This is a genomic window from Pseudomonas sp. FW305-3-2-15-E-TSA4 (assembly GCF_058787295.1).
In genome coordinates this window covers 192786-212242 of sequence record NZ_JBYSZP010000007.1, presented here as the reverse complement: position 1 = coordinate 212242, position 19457 = coordinate 192786, and the positions used below count along the sequence as shown (strand labels likewise).

At 59.9% G+C, this 19457-nt stretch carries 15 protein-coding genes; 8 read left to right on the top strand and 7 right to left on the bottom strand.

Annotation, left to right across the window (positions count from 1 at the left end; genetic code table 11):
- The first annotated feature begins 61 nt into the window (after window positions 1–61).
- The gene (locus AC3WMV_RS12095) at window positions 62–883 is read left to right on the top strand and encodes an ABC transporter substrate-binding protein (RefSeq protein WP_103368507.1); all 822 of its coding nucleotides are present in this window, start codon (window positions 62–64) and stop codon (window positions 881–883) included.
- Window positions 880–1716, top strand: coding sequence for an amino acid ABC transporter permease (locus tag AC3WMV_RS12090; RefSeq protein ID WP_003229672.1), 837 nt, complete (start codon window positions 880–882; stop codon window positions 1714–1716). The genes AC3WMV_RS12095 and AC3WMV_RS12090 overlap by 4 nt, the downstream gene beginning before the upstream one ends.
- A 31-nt stretch (window positions 1717–1747) precedes the next feature.
- Here AC3WMV_RS12090 and AC3WMV_RS12085 read toward each other — a convergent pair whose 3' ends face one another.
- On the bottom strand, window positions 1748–2026 hold the full coding sequence (locus tag AC3WMV_RS12085) for a helix-turn-helix domain-containing protein (RefSeq protein WP_103368506.1): 279 nt from the start codon (window positions 2024–2026) through the stop codon (window positions 1748–1750).
- Entirely contained in the window at window positions 2023–3375 is a 1353-nt protein-coding gene (locus tag AC3WMV_RS12080) for a HipA domain-containing protein (RefSeq protein WP_103368505.1), read from the bottom strand. The genes AC3WMV_RS12085 and AC3WMV_RS12080 overlap by 4 nt, the downstream gene beginning before the upstream one ends.
- A gap of 509 nt (window positions 3376–3884) precedes the next feature.
- Between AC3WMV_RS12080 and AC3WMV_RS12075 the strand changes: the two genes are divergently transcribed.
- Window positions 3885–6044 (top strand): autotransporter outer membrane beta-barrel domain-containing protein, encoded by a 2160-nt coding sequence (locus AC3WMV_RS12075; protein ID WP_103368504.1) that lies wholly within the window; start codon window positions 3885–3887, stop codon window positions 6042–6044.
- A gap of 131 nt (window positions 6045–6175) precedes the next feature.
- Here AC3WMV_RS12075 and oadA read toward each other — a convergent pair whose 3' ends face one another.
- The gene (gene oadA, locus AC3WMV_RS12070; protein ID WP_007962245.1) at window positions 6176–7984 is read right to left on the bottom strand and encodes a sodium-extruding oxaloacetate decarboxylase subunit alpha; all 1809 of its coding nucleotides are present in this window, start codon (window positions 7982–7984) and stop codon (window positions 6176–6178) included.
- A gap of 11 nt (window positions 7985–7995) precedes the next feature.
- The gene (locus AC3WMV_RS12065) at window positions 7996–9411 is read right to left on the bottom strand and encodes an acetyl-CoA carboxylase biotin carboxylase subunit (RefSeq protein WP_027610345.1); all 1416 of its coding nucleotides are present in this window, start codon (window positions 9409–9411) and stop codon (window positions 7996–7998) included.
- A 190-nt stretch (window positions 9412–9601) separates the two neighbouring features.
- Between AC3WMV_RS12065 and AC3WMV_RS12060 the strand changes: the two genes are divergently transcribed.
- Window positions 9602–10564 (top strand): LysR family transcriptional regulator, encoded by a 963-nt coding sequence (locus tag AC3WMV_RS12060; protein WP_097089426.1) that lies wholly within the window; start codon window positions 9602–9604, stop codon window positions 10562–10564.
- On the opposite strand, the gene AC3WMV_RS12055 is transcribed toward AC3WMV_RS12060, so the two are convergent.
- From AC3WMV_RS12055 to AC3WMV_RS12045, 3 genes are all read right to left on the bottom strand, one after another.
- The gene (locus AC3WMV_RS12055; protein WP_095137820.1) at window positions 10506–10718 is read right to left on the bottom strand and encodes a PA3496 family putative envelope integrity protein; all 213 of its coding nucleotides are present in this window, start codon (window positions 10716–10718) and stop codon (window positions 10506–10508) included. The two genes, AC3WMV_RS12060 and AC3WMV_RS12055, sit on opposite strands and share 59 nt — an antisense overlap.
- Window positions 10719–10956: 238 nt before the next feature.
- Complete coding sequence (hexR, locus tag AC3WMV_RS12050; RefSeq protein WP_007962240.1) at window positions 10957–11823, bottom strand: transcriptional regulator HexR; 867 nt, start codon at window positions 11821–11823, stop codon at window positions 10957–10959.
- Between the two features lie 127 nt (window positions 11824–11950).
- The gene (locus tag AC3WMV_RS12045) at window positions 11951–14881 is read right to left on the bottom strand and encodes a GGDEF domain-containing phosphodiesterase (protein ID WP_178085250.1); all 2931 of its coding nucleotides are present in this window, start codon (window positions 14879–14881) and stop codon (window positions 11951–11953) included.
- A gap of 201 nt (window positions 14882–15082) precedes the next feature.
- Between AC3WMV_RS12045 and uvrD the strand changes: the two genes are divergently transcribed.
- From uvrD to AC3WMV_RS12025, 4 genes are all read left to right on the top strand, one after another.
- On the top strand, window positions 15083–17266 hold the full coding sequence (gene uvrD / locus AC3WMV_RS12040) for a DNA helicase II (RefSeq protein WP_095137765.1): 2184 nt from the start codon (window positions 15083–15085) through the stop codon (window positions 17264–17266).
- 145 nt (window positions 17267–17411) lie between these two features.
- Window positions 17412–17852 carry an EamA family transporter gene (locus AC3WMV_RS12035; protein WP_027610340.1) on the top strand — a complete coding sequence of 147 codons (441 nt, stop codon included), beginning with the start codon at window positions 17412–17414 and terminating at the stop codon, window positions 17850–17852.
- A 176-nt stretch (window positions 17853–18028) separates the two neighbouring features.
- Window positions 18029–18904: a Tim44 domain-containing protein gene (locus tag AC3WMV_RS12030; protein ID WP_007962237.1), complete on the top strand. Its 876-nt coding sequence runs from the start codon at window positions 18029–18031 to the stop codon at window positions 18902–18904.
- Window positions 18905–19041: 137 nt separating this feature from the next.
- Window positions 19042–19449 (top strand): SMI1/KNR4 family protein, encoded by a 408-nt coding sequence (locus AC3WMV_RS12025; RefSeq protein WP_024164487.1) that lies wholly within the window; start codon window positions 19042–19044, stop codon window positions 19447–19449.
- The last annotated feature ends 8 nt before the right edge of the window (window positions 19450–19457 follow it).

The window sequence follows — 19457 nt, the reverse complement described above, 5'->3', positions numbered from 1 at the left end:
TTATAACTATTTAATACGCACCATTCGGTTAATAACAACCCCTTTTTTTCAGGTGTCGACTGTGAAACTTCAACCGCTACTGGCCTTGGGCCTGACGATTCTGGCCGCGTCCACTCAAGCCTTCGGCGGCGCCACACTCGATCGCGTCGAACAGAAAAAACAACTGGTCGGCGTGCTGATGGAAAGCTACCCACCCTTCTCGTTTCTCAATGAGCAGAATCAGCTCGACGGCTTCGACGTGGACGTCGCCAAAGCCGTCGCCGACAAACTGGGGGTCAAGCTGCGCCTCGAAACGCCATCCTGGGACGTGATCGCTGCCGGCCGCTGGAGCGGGCGCTATGACATCTGCATCTGCTCCATGACCCCGAGCAAGGCGCGCGCCGAAGTGTTCGATTTCCCGGTCGAGTACTACGCCTCGCCCGCCGTGATCGTGGTCAACGCCAAGGACGATCGCATCCACGGCGCCAAAGACTTGAGCGGCAAGAAAGTCGGCCTGACCAGCGCCTCCAGCTACGAAAGCTATCTGAACAAGAATCTGGTCATCGAAGGCGCCGAAGACACGCGCCTGGAGTACCCGTTCGAGGATGTGCAGATCGCTCCGTACGATACCGACAACGTCGCCTTCCAGGATCTGGGTCTGGGCGCCGGTGTGCGCCTGGACGCCATCCTCACCAACCTGGTGACCGCGCAGCCGCGCCTGAATCAGGACCAGCGTTTCAAACTGGCGGGCGCGCCGCTGTACTCGGAGCCGAACTCGGTGGCCATCGAAAAGGGTGACGCCGAGTGGGACGCCAAAGTGCGCGAGGTGTTTGCGCAACTCAACCAGGACGGCACGCTGAGCAAGCTGTCGCAGAAATGGATCGGCGCCGATATCAGCCAATGACTGCCTTCCCGACACCTCCACAGCCGCCGCAACCGGTGGCTGAATCGCGCCTGCAACGGCTGTTCGGTTTCCGCACGCGCCTGTACCTGACCTGGGCGGCGATGTTCAGCCTGTTCGCCGGGTTTTTCCTCAGCTTCGATCTGAAGCTCTCGATCATCCTCGACAAGCTGCCGAATCTGCTCGGCGTGCACCTGGCGCCCAACGGCTTTCTGCAGGGTGCGGCACTGACCCTGTTTCTCTGCGCCTGCGCAATCGTCGCCTCGTCCTTGCTGGGCTTCGTCACCGCTCTGGCGCGCCTGTCGAAAAGCGCCGTGGCGTTCGGGATCGCCAGTTTCTACACCTCGTTCTTTCGCGGCACGCCGCTGCTGATCCAGATCCTGTTGATCTACCTCGGCCTGCCGCAACTGGGTGTCGTACCCGGCGCAGTGGTAGCCGGGATCATTGCCCTGTCACTTAACTACGGCGCCTACCTCAGCGAAATTTTCCGCGCCGGTATCCTCGGCGTGCCCTATGGCCAACGCGAAGCTTCGCTGGCGCTGGGCATGCGCGAGAGCGTGATCTTCTGGCGCATCACCCTGCCCCAGGCGATGCGCACGATCATCCCGCCGACCACCAACCAGTTCATCTCGATGCTCAAGGACTCGTCACTGATCTCGGTGATGGGCGTCTGGGAAGTGATGTTTCTGGCGCAGTCCTACGGCCGCTCAAGCTACCGCTATATCGAGATGCTGACCACGGCGGCGATCATTTACTGGCTGATGTCGATTGGGCTGGAGTTGATTCAGGCGCGGATGGAGCGGCATTACGGCAAGGCTTATGTGCGGCGTAGCTAGGGTAATCAGCACCTTGCGCCAGCGTCGGGCTTTAATTGATCTCTCTTCGGATCCGCACCACGCCCATTTTCAGTCCAAACGGACGAAACACCGCATTCAACGATTTCAATGTCTGATTGCCCTCGCCATGCTCGATATGCACCAGCGTGCGAACCGATATTTTGCACATCCTGGCAAACTGGGTTTGATGCAGACCGGTCACTTCCACACGTAGACGACGAACCGCTTCACCGATTTCCAGTGTCCCTTGGGCCAGCGCGTCTTGAATGTTTTCGATGAGCACCGTGCGCTCGGCTACCGTCATGCTCATTTCAGATCCCACTCTTTCAAACGTTGCTCCAGATTTTTCAGATGGATTCCCGGGTGGCTCATCGTTCTGTCGGGCAAACCGCTCGCCGTCAATATGTCGGGGAGCGCCGCCAGACGCTGGGCATCTTCACGCAAGCGTTCGAAAGGATCTGATGCGTCGGTCAAGCCTGCCAAAGGGTCTTTGGGATCGGTGATATCAGCCAATACGCGGCACACTCCCCGCCAATCGACCTCTCCCGCCCTCTCCAGATCTTTTGGCCATTTGGTTGTCCGGGTCACACCCTCGTCATCCATGACCATCGGGGCCAAGTCATAGATCGGCGCCAGACGAAACGAGCTTTCCTGGCGAATTATCGCGGTGTTACGACCATGGTTATCCGAGTTACCGAGGATCTTGTTGATCAGATCCCGACGTAAGTAATCCGTCACCAGTGCGGGGATCTGACTGGCCTGCCCTGCTTTTCGCCAGAGCCCGGCGAGCATGCGGATGACATCCATATGGTTCATTGCACTTCCCGGCGCCGTTACTTCAGCCAGCGAGTAAATCGACTCGACAGCAAAACGACTGACTTCACCGTTCGTTACTTCTCGATCAAAGCGCTGCATCCACAAGCTCGGCTTACTCGCTTCTTCTAATGCCAAACCTTCTACCGCGATCGTTTCAATGCCGAGTTTCTGAAGCGCCTTGTAGTAATGGAACTCGCTGCGCAGGATATCTTGATCGACCAGACTTCCTTTGTTTCTGGCAAATTTTATAAACCAATGCTGCCTGACCTCTTGATCGCCCAATACCGCATCGGGGTACAAAAGGCCGGCCTTGTTTTCAGCCAACAATAGCTTCGGTGCTTCACCGCCTGCCCCTGTAGCACCACCAATTGCCGCGCCTTGCTCATAGGCATATTCCAGAAAGCGACTGTCGCGGTGAACAACATCCTCACGCTTGAATCCGATGGGCTCACGCTCATCGACAGCCTCGGCCGACTCTTTTATGCGCATATTGCCAATGGGGGCTGGAGTGCTCTGGCCGAGCAGATACAGATCGGCACCGATATGCGCCGGTTTCTCCTGCCCCAGACGCGCAAGTAGAAATCTTTTGGCCGCCCCTGCGGGGGCAATGTCATAGACAAATGCGGGCGTACTGGAGCGTCGCCCTTCCCAGTCCAATGGATACAACGCACTGACGGCCTTGGAAAACGGAGAGCCTGTGGCTTCAATATTTTCGACAAGGTATGGCGTCTCGTAGCCGAAACTGCAGCGACTTTCGAACCCCTTTTCAGGATTGTCGAACCTTAGAATCATTGCGTCGTGCCATTTTCCAGCACTGAATATCTGTAATGTCAGGTCGTACATGTCTCAACACCTGCATTTAATTGCATTTAAACAGGGGATTTATTGCCCGTAGATGCAATATAGTGCATTTCGACGGATGATGGGGCGTTGCAATATGCAACAAAATGCAGATACGACTGAGCTTAAGATCATCTGAACGCAAAATAATGCAGGTCACCTCCGACTTCATTCTGTAAGAACCCCTCGATATACGGACGGCTCGCTAATAACAAAAGGCCCCCCCATCCATGCCTTTCTCGCCCTGCAGCGGCGAGATTGGCAGCAACAGTCGCAACCATGGGTTGATCGGCAGTGGCAGATGAGTTTCTGATCATTACAAGCGGCTAATGGCAATTCAATTTGTAGGAAAAGACAACGCGACGGCACGACGTAATCCGCCAATTTTTGTCGAGCCGCTCTTTTCCGAAGATCAAACAGACGCAGCCCGCAGCACCGAGCGATCCGGCTGACATCGGCGCCTGCCGGCTCCAACTTAGAGTTTTGCCTCCTTCCACGAGAGGCTGAACTCGATGCCCGTTCAATTCCACTTTCGACCAAAACACCTGACACTAGCCATTGCTTTAGCCATGGGATGTGTCGATCTGTCCATGGCTCAGGACGCACCGCCCGACACTCAAGGCATCTCTGTCGCCTCCCCTGAAACATTCAAATCAGCGATCACCGCTTTCGCTAATCATCCGGAAACCGTCCAGCTGAAGGTCAGCAAAGCCTATCCGGCACAGGAGGGTGTGGCGCTGACGCTCGATGCGCGCAATGACCTTGTCACCGTGCAATCTCGAGGCAGCTTCGCCGGCCTGGTCGACGGTGGCGGGGGCGATAACCTGCTGCAACTCGACGCGAACAGGAAAGGCGTGCTGGGTGAAACCCGTAACTTCAGTGGGCTGGAGGTCAGGCGCGGGAGCTGGACCCGCAGCGGACCGGGTGATTTCAGCCTCGGTGTACTGGTTCATCCGAAGGCTCTGCTGGTCAATGAAGGGCAAATTCTGGGCTCGGCAGTGACCGAGGGCATCTTGATCAACAAAGGGGCGATCAATGGCGGCGCCACTGTCGCGTCTGGCGGCGACCTCACCAACCAGGGCCTGATTGACGGCATGGTGGAGGTTCAGGAAAACGGCCATATAGCCGGGAATGGTGCGGTTAATCATTTGAACGTGTACGGACGCATGACCGTCGACGATGTCTACGGCGCCCCCAAGGTCGCGGGAGATCTGCGCCTGACCCGTTCTGCCGTGCTGGCCTATGCCGTGGATGCCTCCGGTAACAGTCCGACCGTGATCGTCAAGGGAACTGCTCATTTGGGTGACGCCACCCTGAAACTCGTCACCGCCGGCGACTACCCGCAAAGCAGTCAGCACACCGTTCTGGAAGCGGGAAAGATTGAGGGACAGTTCGGCACCGTTGAAAACGATCTGGCATACATGACCCCGACGCTGCACTACGAAACACAACGAGTGGGCTTGCTCTATGCCCGTAACGATGTGCCGCTCGAAAACCTTGCGACCACGCAGAATAGTCAGGCGCTCGCGCAAAGCATTGACGAGACACCCTCCACCCCTCAGCAACCTCAGCAACCTCAAGAACCTGCGGTATCTCGCCAACCAAGCACAGCCATGGGCGCGGCCACACCTCAAAATACTGCCGTCACGGCCCTGCTCGGCGCCAGCAAGCCAACGGCCAGCGTGGCTCTCGAACAACTCGCCGCCGGCAGCAACGCCAACCTCGCCAAAGCCACACTGAGCAGCGTCAATCCGCTCAGCGCCAGCATGCTTTCGGCCATGCATCAACTGGACAGCGCCAATGGAGCGCGGAGCTCAGGGAATGCACCACGTCTGGCTGCTTCCGACGAAGGCAATGGACGGGTCTGGCTGCAAGCTCTGGGACATGGCGGCAAGGTCGACCGGGACGCCGACAGTGTCCTGAAGCATTCCACTCAAGGTCTGATCATGGGGGCCGACTGGCGAATCGACGAGCAATGGCATGTCGGCCTGATGGGGGCGAAAGCGCAAACCCGGCTCGATGCCCAACAGTTTGACGGCGATCTCGACAGCTGGCACCTCGGCGCCTACGCGCTGCGTCAGGACGGCCCGTTCGCCCTGCGCCTGGGCGCCGCGTACGGCAGTCATGACGGCAGTGGCAAACGTCGCGTTGCCTTCAATGGTTTCAGTGATCGCCTCAAGAGCAGCTATGACGCCAGCACCCAGCAGGTGTTTGCCGAAGTCGGCTACAACCTGGGACGTGGCAACGTCAGCTTCGAACCGTTCGCCAGTGTCGGTTATCAACGCTATCAGCGTGATGGTTACACCGAGAAAGGTGGCGATGCGGCGCTCAAGGTTCAGGGGCAGACCCGGGCGAACCCGAGCAGCACCGTCGGCCTGCGCCTGGCGAAAACCAGTCACCTGGCCAACGGCATGCAGTTGACGCCACGTCTCAGCGCCAGCGTGAAACATACCTACGGCGAGCTCGATAACGAAACGCGCCAGCAACTGGTCAAGGGTGGCAGAAGCTTTGAAGTCGCCGGGGCCGAGATGGATCGCAACAGCTTCACGCTGGACGCCGGTCTGGATCTGACCCTGTCCGCCCGTAACACTCTGGGCGTTGGGCTCACTGGCGAGGCCGGTAGCGACAGCCGCAGTTACGGCGTGATGGGCCAGTGGCGCATGGCGTTCTGACACAAAGCGACGTGTAGCTGCCGCAGGCCCGAGCCTTCGGCAGCTCCTACAGAGAACGGCATATTGCAGGCGAAAAAAAAGGGGAGCACATGCCCCCCCGAGGTTTAAAACGTTGAATCGCGGCAGTTATCTCAGCCTTCGATCTCGATCAGGATTTCGCCAGGATTCACCCGGTCGCCCTTGGCCACATGGATGGCGGTGACCTTGCCGGCAATCGCTGCCTGAACTTCGGTTTCCATCTTCATCGCTTCGGTGATCAGCACCGCCTGACCGGCCTTGACGGTGTCGCCTTCCTTGACCAGCACATCGACGATGTTGCCCGGCATGGTGGTGCTGACGTGGCCCGGTGCCGATGCTTGTTTGCGTTTGCTGCTGCCACCGCCGACAAATTCGTTGAGCGGTTCGAACACCACTTCTTCCGGCATGCCGTCGATGGACAGGTAGAAGTGACGCTTGCCTTCGGCCTTCACGCCGACACCGGTGATGTCGACGCGGTAGGTTTCGCCGTGGACGTCGATGACAAACTCGGTCGGTACGCCTTCGCCACCGGCTTTCGCCACACCGCCGGCCTCAGGGATCGGCAACAGCACTTCCGGAACGAGGGTGCCGGCGGCACGCTCTTCGAGGAATTTGCGGCCGATGTCCGGGAACATGGCGAAAGTCAGCACGTCTTCTTCAGACTTGGCCAGTGCGCCAATGTCGGCACGCAGCTTGGTCATCTCCGGCTTGAGCAGATCGGCCGGACGTACGTCGATCACCTCTTCGCTGCCGATGGCCTGACGACGCAGTTTTTCGTTAACCACGCCCGGCGCCTTGCCGTAACCGCCCTGCAGGTACAGCTTCACTTCGTTGGTGATGGTCTTGTAACGCTCGCCGGCCAGCACGTTGAAGAACGCCTGGGTACCAACGATCTGCGAAGTCGGAGTCACCAGCGGCGGGAAACCAAGGTCTTCACGCACCCGCGGGATTTCCGCCAGCACTTCGGCCATGCGGTTCAGTGCGCCCTGCTCTTTCAGCTGGTTGGCGAGGTTGGAGATCATCCCGCCCGGTACCTGGTTGACTTGCACGCGGGTATCGACTGCGGTGAACTCGCTTTCGAACTGGTGGTACTTTTTGCGCACGGCGTAGAAGTACAGACCGATTTCCTGCAGCAGCTCCAGGTTCAGACCGGTGTCGTACTCGGTGCCTTTGAGCGCAGCAACCATCGACTCGGTGCCCGGATGGCTGGTGCCCGAGGCGAAGCTGGAGATCGCGGTATCAATGTGATCGGCACCATTTTCGATGGCTTTCAATTGGCACATCGCCGCCAGACCAGCCGTGTCATGCGAGTGGATGAACACTGGCAGCGACTGCTCGGCTTTCAGTGCGCGAACCAGTTCGCCGGTGGCGTACGGTGTCAGCAGACCGGCCATGTCCTTGATCGCCACCGAGTCGCAACCCATGGCTTCCATCTGCTTGGCTTGCGCCACAAACGCGTCGATGGTGTGCACCGGGCTGGTGGTATAGGCGATGGTGCCCTGAGCGTGTTTGCCGGCAGCCTTCACCGCTTCGATCGCTACGCGCAGGTTACGCACGTCGTTCATTGCGTCGAAGATGCGGAACACGTCGATGCCGTTGACCGCTGCCTTGGCAACGAAAGCTTTGACCACGTCGTCGCTGTAGTGGCGGTAGCCCAGCAGGTTCTGCCCGCGCAGAAGCATTTGCAGACGGGTGTTGGGCAGCGCGGCGCGCAGTTGGCGCAGACGCTCCCACGGGTCTTCTTTCAGAAAGCGCACGCAGGCGTCGAACGTCGCACCGCCCCAGCACTCCAGCGACCAGTAGCCGACCTTATCGAGCTTGTCGCAGATTGGCAGCATGTCTTCGGTGCGCATGCGGGTGGCGAGCAGCGATTGGTGAGCGTCGCGCAGGATGGTGTCGGTTACGAAAATTTTCTTGGACATTGTTGTATTCCTCACAGGCCTGCGTGGGCGGCGATGGCGGCGGCGATGGCCAGGGCCAGCTCTTCGGGTTTGCGCTTGATCGAGTAGTTTGTCAGTTCAGGGTGGCTTTCCACGAAGCTGGTATTGAACTGGCCGCTACGGAATTCCGGGTTGCGCAGGATTTCCTGGTAGTACGCGGCGGTGGTCTTCACGCCTTGCAGACGCATGTCGTCGAGGGCGCGCAGGCCCCGGTCCATCGCCTCTTCCCAGGTCAACGCCCAGACCACCAGTTTCAGGCACATCGAGTCGTAGAACGGCGGAATGGTGTAGCCGGTGTAGATCGCCGTGTCGGTACGCACGCCGGGGCCGCCGGGGGCGTAGTAGCGGGTGATCTTGCCGAAGCTCGGCAGGAAGTTGTTCTTCGGATCCTCAGCGTTGATGCGGAACTGCAACGCGAAACCACGATGCTGAATGTCTTCCTGCTTCACCGACAGCGGCAGGCCGGAGGCGATGCGGATCTGTTCGCGGACGATATCGATCCCGGTGATTTCTTCGGTGATGGTGTGTTCCACCTGCACCCGGGTGTTCATCTCCATGAAGTACACCTCGCCCTCGGCGAGCAGGAACTCCACGGTGCCGGCATTCTCGTAGCCCACAGCCTTGGCCGCACGCACCGACAGGTCGCCGATGTAGGCGCGCTGTTCCGGGGTCAGTTGCGGGCTCGGGGCAATCTCGATCAGCTTCTGGTTGCGGCGCTGAATCGAGCAGTCACGCTCGAACAGGTGCACCACATTGCCGAAGCTGTCGCCGAGGATCTGCGCTTCGATGTGCTTGGGATTGACGATGCATTTTTCCAGGAACACTTCCGCCGAACCGAAAGCCTTGGTCGCTTCGGAAATCACCCGAGGGAAATTCTGCTCGAGTTCTTCGCGGCTGTTGCAGCGACGAATGCCGCGCCCGCCACCACCGGAGGTGGCCTTGAGCATCACCGGGTAACCGATGCGGTCGCCCTCGGTCAGGGCTTCTTCGATGCCCGACACGTTGCCTTCGGTGCCCGGGGTGACCGGTACGCCGGCCTTGATCATGCTGCGCCGGGCTTCGGTCTTGTCGCCCATGCGGCGAATGACTTCCGCCGACGGGCCAATGAATTTGATTCCGCGTTCGGCGCAGATGTCTGCCAACTCGGCATTTTCCGAGAGAAAGCCGTAACCGGGATGCAAGGCATCGCAACCGGTTTCCACCGCCAGATTCACCAGCTTGCGCGGGTTGAGGTAACCGGCCAGTGGCTCGGCACCGATGCTGTGGGCTTCGTCCGCACGCTTCACATGCAAGGCATGCCGGTCGGCGTCGGAAAAAATCGCAACCGAGCGAATGCCCATCTCGGCGCAGGCTCGCACGATTCTTACGGCAATCTCACCACGGTTGGCGATCAGGATCTTTTTTATCACTTGGAAATTCCCTTGAGCCGGTGGCACCACGACCTGCTAGACCCAGGTCGACGCGTGACTAAATGTTTCAATTTAGTCGCAGCCCCACACTAGCCCTCACAAGGGATTAACAAAAATGAATAAAAATTGGGTCAGGCATAAGCAAAGACTTATAGTTAAATCATCAGCCTGCCGTCAGAGCCCATAAGAAATGCGTAAGTCCTTGATGCGTATGACATTACGCCAATTGCAGATTTTCAACGAAGTGTGTGATTTACGTTCCTACAGCCGCGCAGCCGATGAAATGTCTCTGACACAACCGGCCGTCAGCCTACAGATTCGTCAGCTGGAAGAGCTGATCGGGCAACCATTATTCGATTATGTCGGCAAAAAACTCTACATGACCGAGGCCGCCGAAGCCCTGCAGCGTGCCAGCCGGGACATCTTCGGGCGCCTGGAAAACCTCGACATGCAGCTGTCGGACATGCAGGGCTCGCTGCAGGGGCAACTGAAACTGGCGGTGGAATCCAGCGCTAAATACTTCGTGCCGCATCTGTTCGCCGCGTTCAAGCGCCAGCATCCGGAAGTGAATCTGCAACTGACGGTGGTTAACCGTGGCCAAGTGATCCGCCGCCTCTCCGACAACCGCGATGATCTGGTGATCATGTCGATGGTGCCGCAGGACATGGGCCTGGAGTTCCTGCCGTTTCTCAATAATCCGATTGTCGCTGTCGCGCGTCCGGACCATCCGCTGGCACACATGGGGCCGCTGCGCCTGCAGGATCTTGAGCCTTACACACTGCTGATCCGCGAACCCGGTTCGGGCACGCGACTGGCCTGTGAAGAGTATTTCAAGGAGAAACGCGTGCACTTCACCCAGACTCAGGAAGTGGCCTCGGCCGAAGCCCAGCGCGAATGCGTGGTGGCGGGTCTGGGCCTGGCGCTGTTGACGCGCCACGCCCTGAACCTGGAGCTGGCGACCGGCGGCCTGGTCGAGCTGCCGGTCGAAGAGTTGCCGCTGTTTCGCAGCTGGTGCCTGGTGCAAGCCAAGGCCAAACGCCTGTCACCGGTGGCGCACGCCTTCCTGGCGTTTATCCGCAGCGAACGGGTGCAGATCAGCGCGCTGGTTGAACGCTTCGACGGGAAGCTGCGGGCGCTGCCTGCCAGTGATTAAGTTCGAGTTCCTCGGGAAAACCACCGATTTCAGCCTGAAGCTGACGGAGTTCGAAGCGATCTTCGATCGCGCGACGGAATTCCATGCGGCGCTGGTCTTCCTGCTGACGACGGGTTTTCGCGGCGCTGTTGCGTTCTTCGTAGGGCTGAGCCATTTCGAGTCTCCCAAGGCGAGTACGGGAGTTTCACGATAGGCGGGAGGGATGACGGTTTGGCTGCGCGGGGATGACAGTGCGATGAAACTTTTGAAAAGTGCGGTGCTATTGAGGACGCCTTCGCGAGCAGGCTCGCTCCCACAGTGGATCTTCTGTGAGCACAAATTTTGTGTCACACCGAGATCAAATGTGGGAGCGAGCCTGCTCGCGATTAAGGTCGGAACGACCTTAGATGACTTCAGTCATCCAGGGCTTTCACGGCCTTGGGGGAAAGCCGCAAGCTGCGCAGACTGCGCTTCACGCTCTTAAGGTGATTGACCAGGCTCGGCCCGCGCGCCATAGCCACGCCCATCGCCAGCACGTCGATTACCACCAGATGCGCGATTCGCGAGGTCAGCGGTGTATAGATTTCGGTGTCTTCGTGCACATCGATCGCCAGGTTGACGGTCGACAGCTCAGCCAGCGGTGTCTGGCTCGGGCACAGGGTGATCAGCGACGCGCCGCTCTCGCGCACCAGGTTGGCGGTGATCAGCAGATCCTTGGAGCGCCCGGACTGGGAAATGCAGATCGCCACGTCGGTCGGCTTCAACGTCACCGCCGACATCGCCTGCATGTGCGGGTCGGAATACGCCGCCGCGGTCAGCAGCAAACGGAAGAACTTGTGCTGCGCATCCGCCGCCACCGCGCCTGACGCACCAAAGCCATAGAACTCGACACGCTGGGCCTGGGACATCAACGTCACCGCACGCTGCAATTCCACCGGATCGAGCTTCTCGCGAACCTCCATCAGAGTGTGCAGGGTAGTGTCGAAAATTTTCAGGCTGTAGTCGGCGACCGAGTCGTCCTCATGGATCGCGAACTGACCGAAGCTGGCACCAGCGGCCAGGCTTTGCGCCAGTTTCAGCTTGAGATCCTGAAACCCGGAGCAGCCAATGGCCCGGCAGAAACGCACAATGGTCGGCTCGCTGATGCCGACGCTGTGGGCCAGGTCGGCCATGGAACTGTGCATCACGGCCGCAGGGTCAAGCAGCACGTGGTCGGCGACCTTGAGCTCCGACTTGCGTAACAGGTGACGTGACTGGGCGATGTGTTGCAGCAGATTCAAGGGGCTGGACTCTTCTTATGGGCAAGGATGTAGCACGCTTGTAGTTATACTACATGAATTGGCTTTTTGCCTGCTCAATGCGTAACTCCATGTCCCCATATCAGGCGCGATGGAGTGCATGTAGCCCTTAAAGCGGATTTCCCTGTTCGCGCAAAAGCCCGGCCAGACGCTCAGCCTCCACTGGGCGACTGATCAGATACCCCTGCACTTCGTCGCAGCGTTCAGCACGTAAAAATTCCAGCTGTTCCTGCCGCTCGACGCCTTCAGCCACCACTTTCAACGACAGCCCGTGCGCCATGGCAATGATCGCCCGGGTGATCGCGGAATCCTCACTGCCCTGCCCCAGCCCGCGAATGAATGCCTGATCGATCTTCACGTAATCCACCGGAATCCGTTTCAGATAACTCAGCGACGAATAGCCGGTGCCGAAGTCATCGATCGCCAGCTTCACCCCCAGATCACGCAACTGCTGGAAGGTCGCGATGATGTGTTCGACGCTGTCGAGCAACTGGCTTTCGGTAAGTTCCAGTTCGAGGTAATGCGGCGCCAGCCCGGTTTCTTCCAGCACCTGGCGCACCAGGCTGACCAGTTTGCCCTGACGCAGTTGATGCACCGACAGGTTCACCGATACCCGAATCGGCTCCAGCCCCTGACGCTGCCACTCGCACGCCTGCCAGCAGGCCTGGCGCAGCACGAATTCGCCGATCGGGCCGATCAGTCCGGTTTCCTCGGCCAAACCAATGAAGTCCCCCGGCGGCACCCGGCCCATGCTTGGATGATCCCAGCGCACCAGCGCTTCCGCCGCATTCAGGCGCCCGGTTTGCAGGCACAGCTTCGGCTGGTAGAACACCTTGAGCTGCTTGTCTTCGATGGCTTTGCGCAGCTGGTTTTCCAGTTGCAGGCGCTCAAGGGTACTGGCCTGCAGGCTGTCGGTGTAGAACTGGAAATTGTTGCCGCCCAGATGCTTGGCGTGTTGCATGGCCATGTTCGACTGACTGACCAGCGCAGAGATTTCCCGGGCGTTGTCCGGCAGCATGCTGATGCCCATCGAGGCACTGACCACCAGTTCATGCCCTTCGACCGTCAGCGGCAGACGCAGCTTGCTCGACAGCCGCGTCGCGACCCGCGCCAGGCTCGACAGGTTGCCGTAGGCATCGAACAGCACGGCAAATTCATCACCGGATAGTCGGGCAATGGTGTCGGCCTCCGGCAAGGCGTTGACCAGGCGTCGAGCCATTTTCTGCAACAGCTGATCCGCCACCTCGTGGCCGAGGCTGTCGTTGAGCAGCTTGAAGCGATCGAGATTGATGTGCAGCAGCGCCAGACTGCGGCGCCCGCCCTGACGCACGCGCTGATGGGCTTCGTGCAGGCGTTCGCGGAACAGCGAGCGGTTGGCCAGCCCGGTCAGCTCATCGTAGTGCGTCAGGAAGCGCATGCGCTCCTCGGATTCGCGCCGCGCCGACAGATCGGCGAAGAAGCCGACGATATGGCTGACATTTCCTCGACTGTCGCGCACCGCGTTGAGTTGCAGCCACTGCGGATACAGCTCGCCGTTCTTGCGGGTTTCCACCAGTTCGCCCTGCCAACTGCCGTGCTGCTCCAACGCGTGGCGGATCGAGACGTAGTGCCGCCGCGCATCACGACTGCATGGCAGTTCGACGACGTTGCGCCCGAGCATGTCTTCGATGTCATAACCGGTGACGCGGCTGAACGCCTGATTGATCGCGATCAAGGCATAGTTCGGGTCGAGAATGACGATGCCTTCACTGGCTGCTTCGAACACCGTGGCCGCCAGTCGCTGCTGTTCTTCGAGGCTTTTGCTCGCGCTGATGTCGCGCCGGGTGCCAACCATGCGGATCACCCGCCCACTGTCACTGCGCTCCACGGCGCGGCCGCGATCCTCGATCCACACCCAATGGCCGTCGCCGTGACGCACGCGGTATTCGATCTGATAGTCCTCGGTGCGGCCCTTCAGGTGCTCGATCAGCGCCTGCTTGAGCGACGGCACGTCCTCGGGATGCAGGCGTGGCTTGAGGTCGCGCAAGATCGCCGTGACGTACTCCGGCGCGAGGCCGAACAGCTCCTGGATCTGCGTGTGGTGGACTTCGTCGGTTTGCAGGTTCCAGTCCCACAGCCCCAGCTCACTGGCCTTCAACGCCAGGGCCAGCCGGGCTTCGCTTTTGCTCAACGCCTGATTGGCTATGTCCAGCTCGCGGCTGCGCTGGGCCACGCGGTCTTCCAGCTCGATCTGTGCTTCACGCAATTGGCCCTCGGCACAGCGCCGCTGTTCGATCTCCTTGGCCAGCGCCTGATTGAGCTGCTCGCTGCGGTTCTGCGCTTGCTGCAGGTGTTCGATCAGGTGCTGATTCTGAAACCGTCGCAGCAAGCCACGATCAATCAGCCGATTGACCTGCCAGGCGACCACGCTCAGCGAACCGAGCAGAATCAGCCCGAGCCAGCCCCAACCGCGCGCCTGCTCATCTCCGCCCCAGAACAGGTAGCCGATCGCCGGCAACAGGCACGGCAAGGTAAAAGACAGAAACGCCGGCAGGCTGACGGCGTAGGCAACGCTGGCCGATAACGTCGCGGCACCGATCAGGCCGAACACCCAGGCTTGCTGCATGAAGTTGTCGGCGGGCACCAGGGCGATGCCGGCACCGGCCAGGGTCAGACCGGTCATGGTCGAGCCGAGCAGGAACATGCGGAACCAGATCGGCTGGGCCTGGCGGTCAGGGATCGCCGAATCGAACGCCGCGACCTGAATCACCCGCAGCGCCACCAGCGACAACAACCAGACCAGCCAGATGCTGACCACGAAATAGCGCTGCGGGCTCCAGAGCAAAGCGGCGCAGACCAGACCATTGAGTAACATGAACATCGTCGGCAGCAGCGAGCCCTGATACAGCAGGCGCGTGCGTTCGACCGCCATTTCGACGGCGTAATGCTTGCGGATGACCCGGGGTTCCACAGAGGGGCCCGACAGGTCTGAGCTGAGGGTCTTGTGCAATGTTGTTGTTCTTATAAGAGTGAGCATGGGCCCGAAACGTGGACGGAGCATACACAAGCCAACCCCGTTGCCAAACTGCTCCAGATCATAATTTGCCGGAAACTTTCCGCCGTCCGATCACTGGCAAAACCCGCAGAGTGAGGCGGGCCGAAGCCTGTAGCCAGTGACCGACCGGTCGTCATCGGCGGCACTTTCATCGGCTAATGCAAAGCTCGGTTTGCCCGGGCCTGCGGCGCACCCTAGAATGCCCCGATGCGCGATGATCTCTCCCTTCTGCTGAACTCCCTCAACGATGCCCAACGCCAGGCCGTAGCAGCCCCCGTTGGCCGTCAGTTGGTCCTGGCCGGTGCCGGTTCCGGTAAAACCCGAGTGCTGGTGCACCGTATCGCCTGGTTGATCCAGGTCGAAAACGCCTCGCCCCACTCCATTCTGTCGGTGACCTTCACCAACAAGGCCGCTGCCGAGATGCGTCATCGCATCGAGCAGTTGCTGGGTATCAACCCGGCCGGCATGTGGGTCGGCACCTTCCACGGCCTGGCGCACCGCTTGCTGCGGGCGCACTGGCAGGAAGCCGGGTTGAGCCAGACTTTCCAGATTCTCGACAGCGACGACCAGCAGCGGCTGGTCAAGCGGGTGATCCGCGAGCTGGGGCTGGACGAACAACGCTGGCCGGCCCGTCAGGCCCAGTGGTTCATCAACGGGCAGAAAGACGAAGGTCTGCGTCCGCAACACATTCAGGCCAGCGGCGACTTGTACCTGGCGACCATGCGCGGCATTTACGAAGCTTACGAGGCGGCCTGCCAGCGCGCCGGCGTCATCGACTTCTCCGAACTGCTGCTGCGCGCCCTCGACCTGTGGCGCGATCACCCGGGTCTGCTGGCGCACTATCAGAAGCGCTTCCGCCACATCCTCGTCGACGAATTCCAGGACACCAACGCCGTGCAGTACGCCTGGTTGCGCCTGCTCGGCAAGGGCGGCGACAGCCTGATGGTGGTCGGCGACGACGACCAGTCGATCTACGGCTGGCGCGGGGCGAAAATCGAGAACATTCATCAGTACTCGTCCGACTTCCCGGATTCGGTGACCATTCGTCTGGAGCAGAACTACCGCTCCACCGCCGGCATCCTCAAGGCGGCCAACGCCCTGATCGCCAACAACACCGGACGTCTCGGCAAAGAGCTGTGGACCGACGGTGGCGATGGTGAAGCGATCAACCTGTACGCCGCGTTCAACGAACACGACGAAGCACGCTACGTTGTCGAAACCATCGAAAGCGCGCTGAAAACCGGCCTGGCTCGGAGCGATATCGCGATTCTCTACCGCTCCAACGCCCAATCGCGCGTTCTCGAAGAAGCCTTGCTGCGCGAGCGCATTCCGTACCGCATCTATGGCGGCCAGCGCTTCTTCGAGCGCGCGGAAATCAAGAACGCCATGGCCTACCTGCGCTTGCTCGAAGGCCGTGGTAACGACGCGGCGCTGGAGCGAGTGATCAACGTCCCGGCCCGCGGCATTGGCGAAAAAACCGTCGAGGCGATCCGCGACCATGCTCGCCACAGCGATGTATCAATGTGGGAAGCGATGCGCCAACTGGTCGCCAATAAAGGCCTGACCGGTCGCGCTGCCGGCGCCTTGGGTGCGTTTATCGAGCTGATCGAGAACCTTGCCGCCAAGTGCATGGAGATGCCACTGCACTTGATGACCCAGACCGTCATCGAGCAATCGGGGCTGATCGCCTATCACGAAGCGGAAAAAGGCGAGAAAGGCCAGGCCCGGGTGGAAAACCTTGAGGAACTGGTCAGCGCCGCGCGCAACTTCGAAACCACCGAAGAAGACGAAGAGCTGACGCCACTGGCGGCATTCCTAGGCCACGCGTCGCTGGAAGCCGGCGACACTCAAGCCGACGAGCACGAAGACAGCATTCAGCTGATGACCCTGCACAGCGCCAAGGGCCTGGAATTCCCTTACGTGTTCCTGGTGGGCATGGAAGAAGGCCTGTTCCCGCACAAGATGAGCCTGGAAGAACCGGGTCGCCTTGAAGAAGAGCGCCGCCTGGCCTATGTGGGCATCACCCGTGCCATGCAGAATCTGGTGATGACCTATGCTGAAACCCGGCGCCTGTACGGCAGCGAAACCTACAACAAGGTCTCGCGTTTCGTCCGTGAAGTGCCGAAGGGGCTGATTCAGGAAGTGCGCCTGTCGAACAGTGTCAGCCGACCGTTCGGCGGCAACCAGTCGATGAGCGGCAGCAACCTGTTCAGCGGTAGCGAGATCCCGGAAACCGGCTTCAGCCTCGGTCAGGCGGTACGACATTCGATCTTCGGCGACGGCGTGATCCTCAACTTCGAAGGTTCCGGCGCGCAGGCGCGGGTGCAGGTGAACTTCAGCGAAGGCAGCAAGTGGCTGATGCTGGGATACGCCAAGCTGGAAGCTATTTAACGCCTTGCTCGACTGCTTTTTGTAGGAGTGAGCCTGCTCGCGATAGCGATTTATCATTCAATATATTTATTGTCTGACACGCCCTCATCGCGAGCAGGCTCACTCCTACAAGGCTTTGTGTCGGCTCATCTTTAAGGATATTTCCATGGGCTCAGGCTTCTTCTCTTCCTGGACATTCTGGGCCCTGCTCTCGGCAACTTTCGCCGCGCTGACGGCGATCTTCGCCAAGATCGGCATCGAAAACGTCAATTCCGACTTCGCCACCCTGCTGCGCACCATCGTGGTCCTGGTCAGCCTGGCCTTGATTTTGTACGCGACGGGCCAATATCAGTCATTGGGATCAATTTCCGCCAAGAGCTACTTGTTCCTGCTGTTATCTGGCCTGGGTACCGGCGCATCGTGGCTGTGTTACTTCCGCGCGCTGAAAGTCGGCCCGGCTTCGCTGGTCGCGCCAGTGGACAAGCTCAGCGTGGTACTAGTGGCGGTGCTCGGCGTGATCCTGCTGGGCGAGAAACTCGACCTGCGCCAATGGGGCGGCATCGGCCTGATCACCGCCGGTGTGGTAATGCTGGCGTTGCGTCGATAAGCAGGTTTCCCGCTGAACCTATCCAATTTTCCTACAGACAAAAGTACATGGCCTTATTGCTTCGATGGAGCTGAACCTAAGCTGTCAGGCAAAAGCCCGAAACACTCTCTCGCTAGCCAGTAACACTTCAGCTGTGCAACATGGCGCGCGTGTCTCCACAAACGGGAATTCCCTTTATGAAACGTTTTCTTAGCATCGCCATGGCGTTGTGCATCGGCCTGACGATGAGCCTCGACGCCAACGCCAAGCGCTTTGGTGGTGGCAAAAGCGCCGGCGCTGCGCCGACGCACCAGACCAGCCAGATGGCTCCTTCTTCCCCAGGCATGGGCGGCGCAGCAGCGACCGCTGGTGCAGCCGGCGCTGCCGGTGCCGCGGCCAAGGCCGGTGGCGCTTCGAAATGGCTCGGCCCTCTGGCCGGTATCGCCGCCGGCGGCCTGCTGGCGTCCATGTTCATGGGCGGCGGCTTCCAGGGCATGCAGATCTTCGACATCCTGATCATGGCCGTGATCGCGTTCGTGATCTTCCGCTTCATCGCCGCTCGTCGACGCAAGCAGCAGGAGCACCTGGCTCCGGCCGGCGCGCCGATGCAGCGTGAAGTGTTCGAGCAGAAGCCTGCCGCCATGGGTTCGATCTTCGGTGGTTCGGCCGCGCCGGTTGCCGCTCGTCCGGTGATCAACGCACCGGCCTGGTTCAACGAGCAGAATTTCCTTGCCGCCGCGCGCAGCCACTTCCAGTCGCTGCAGCAGCACTGGGACGCCAACGAAATGGACAAGATCGCCGAGTTCGTGACCCCGCAAATGCTCGACTTCCTCAAGCGTGAGCGTGCGGACCTGGGCGACGGCTTCCAGTCGACCTACATCGACAACTTGCAGGTACAGCTGGACGGCGTGGATGATCGTGCCGACAAGACCATCGCCACCCTGACCTTCAGCGGTGTGTCGAAGACCTCGCGTTTCGACCAGGGCGAAGTGTTCAGCGAAAGCTGGAACATGGAACGTCCACAGGGCGAAAACCAGCCTTGGCTGGTGGCCGGTATCCGCCAGAACGGCTGATCCCCATCGCGTTACGCATGTGGTAATAAAAACCCCGGCCTCGGCCGGGGTTTTCTATTTCACGGTTGCATCTATAGCGAGCTACTGTATAAACCGGCCCATATAAACCGCGCCATTCAAGCAAGAGGATCCCGGACGTGGAAGAAATCATCGAACAACTGCGCGAAGCCAACGAACCCGTACCGGTTCCCCTGGAGTTGCCCGACGAAGACCAATTGGTGGAAATCGAAGAAGAACTCTTCATCAACATCCCGTTCGTCTTCAAAGAGTTTCTGCTGACCGTCAGTGACGTGGTGTACGGCAGTCTCGAGCCGGTGACCGTCACCGACCCGCAATCACACACTTACCTGCCGGATGTCGCGGCCAACGCCTGGGATGCTGGCGTACCGCGCGACCTGATCCCGATCTGCCAGGACGGCGACAACTACTACTGCGTCGAAGAAGACGGCACCGTGGTGCTGTGGTCCGGCGAAGAAGAGCTGATCACCGAAGAGTCATGGGAATCGGTGTGGCACTGGGCGCGGGACGTCTGGCTGGAAAGCTGATTCGCCAG

Excerpts from the sequence above, each read along its gene's own strand:
- AC3WMV_RS12090 (WP_003229672.1), top strand. The coding sequence starts at position 880 with ATGACTGCCTTCCCGACACCTCCACAGCCGCCGCAACCGGTGGCTGAA.
- AC3WMV_RS12030 (WP_007962237.1), top strand. The coding sequence starts at position 18,029 with ATGAAACGTTTTCTTAGCATCGCCATGGCGTTGTGCATCGGCCTGACG.
- AC3WMV_RS12060 (WP_097089426.1), top strand. The coding sequence starts at position 9,602 with ATGCGTAAGTCCTTGATGCGTATGACATTACGCCAATTGCAGATTTTC.
- AC3WMV_RS12075 (WP_103368504.1), top strand. The coding sequence starts at position 3,885 with ATGCCCGTTCAATTCCACTTTCGACCAAAACACCTGACACTAGCCATT.
- oadA (WP_007962245.1), bottom strand. The coding sequence starts at position 7,984 with ATGTCCAAGAAAATTTTCGTAACCGACACCATCCTGCGCGACGCTCAC.
- uvrD (WP_095137765.1), top strand. The coding sequence starts at position 15,083 with ATGCGCGATGATCTCTCCCTTCTGCTGAACTCCCTCAACGATGCCCAA.
- AC3WMV_RS12045 (WP_178085250.1), bottom strand. The coding sequence starts at position 14,881 with ATGCTCCGTCCACGTTTCGGGCCCATGCTCACTCTTATAAGAACAACA.
- AC3WMV_RS12085 (WP_103368506.1), bottom strand. The coding sequence starts at position 2,026 with ATGAGCATGACGGTAGCCGAGCGCACGGTGCTCATCGAAAACATTCAA.
- AC3WMV_RS12080 (WP_103368505.1), bottom strand. The coding sequence starts at position 3,375 with ATGTACGACCTGACATTACAGATATTCAGTGCTGGAAAATGGCACGAC.
- AC3WMV_RS12055 (WP_095137820.1), bottom strand. The coding sequence starts at position 10,718 with ATGGCTCAGCCCTACGAAGAACGCAACAGCGCCGCGAAAACCCGTCGT.
- AC3WMV_RS12035 (WP_027610340.1), top strand. The coding sequence starts at position 17,412 with ATGGGCTCAGGCTTCTTCTCTTCCTGGACATTCTGGGCCCTGCTCTCG.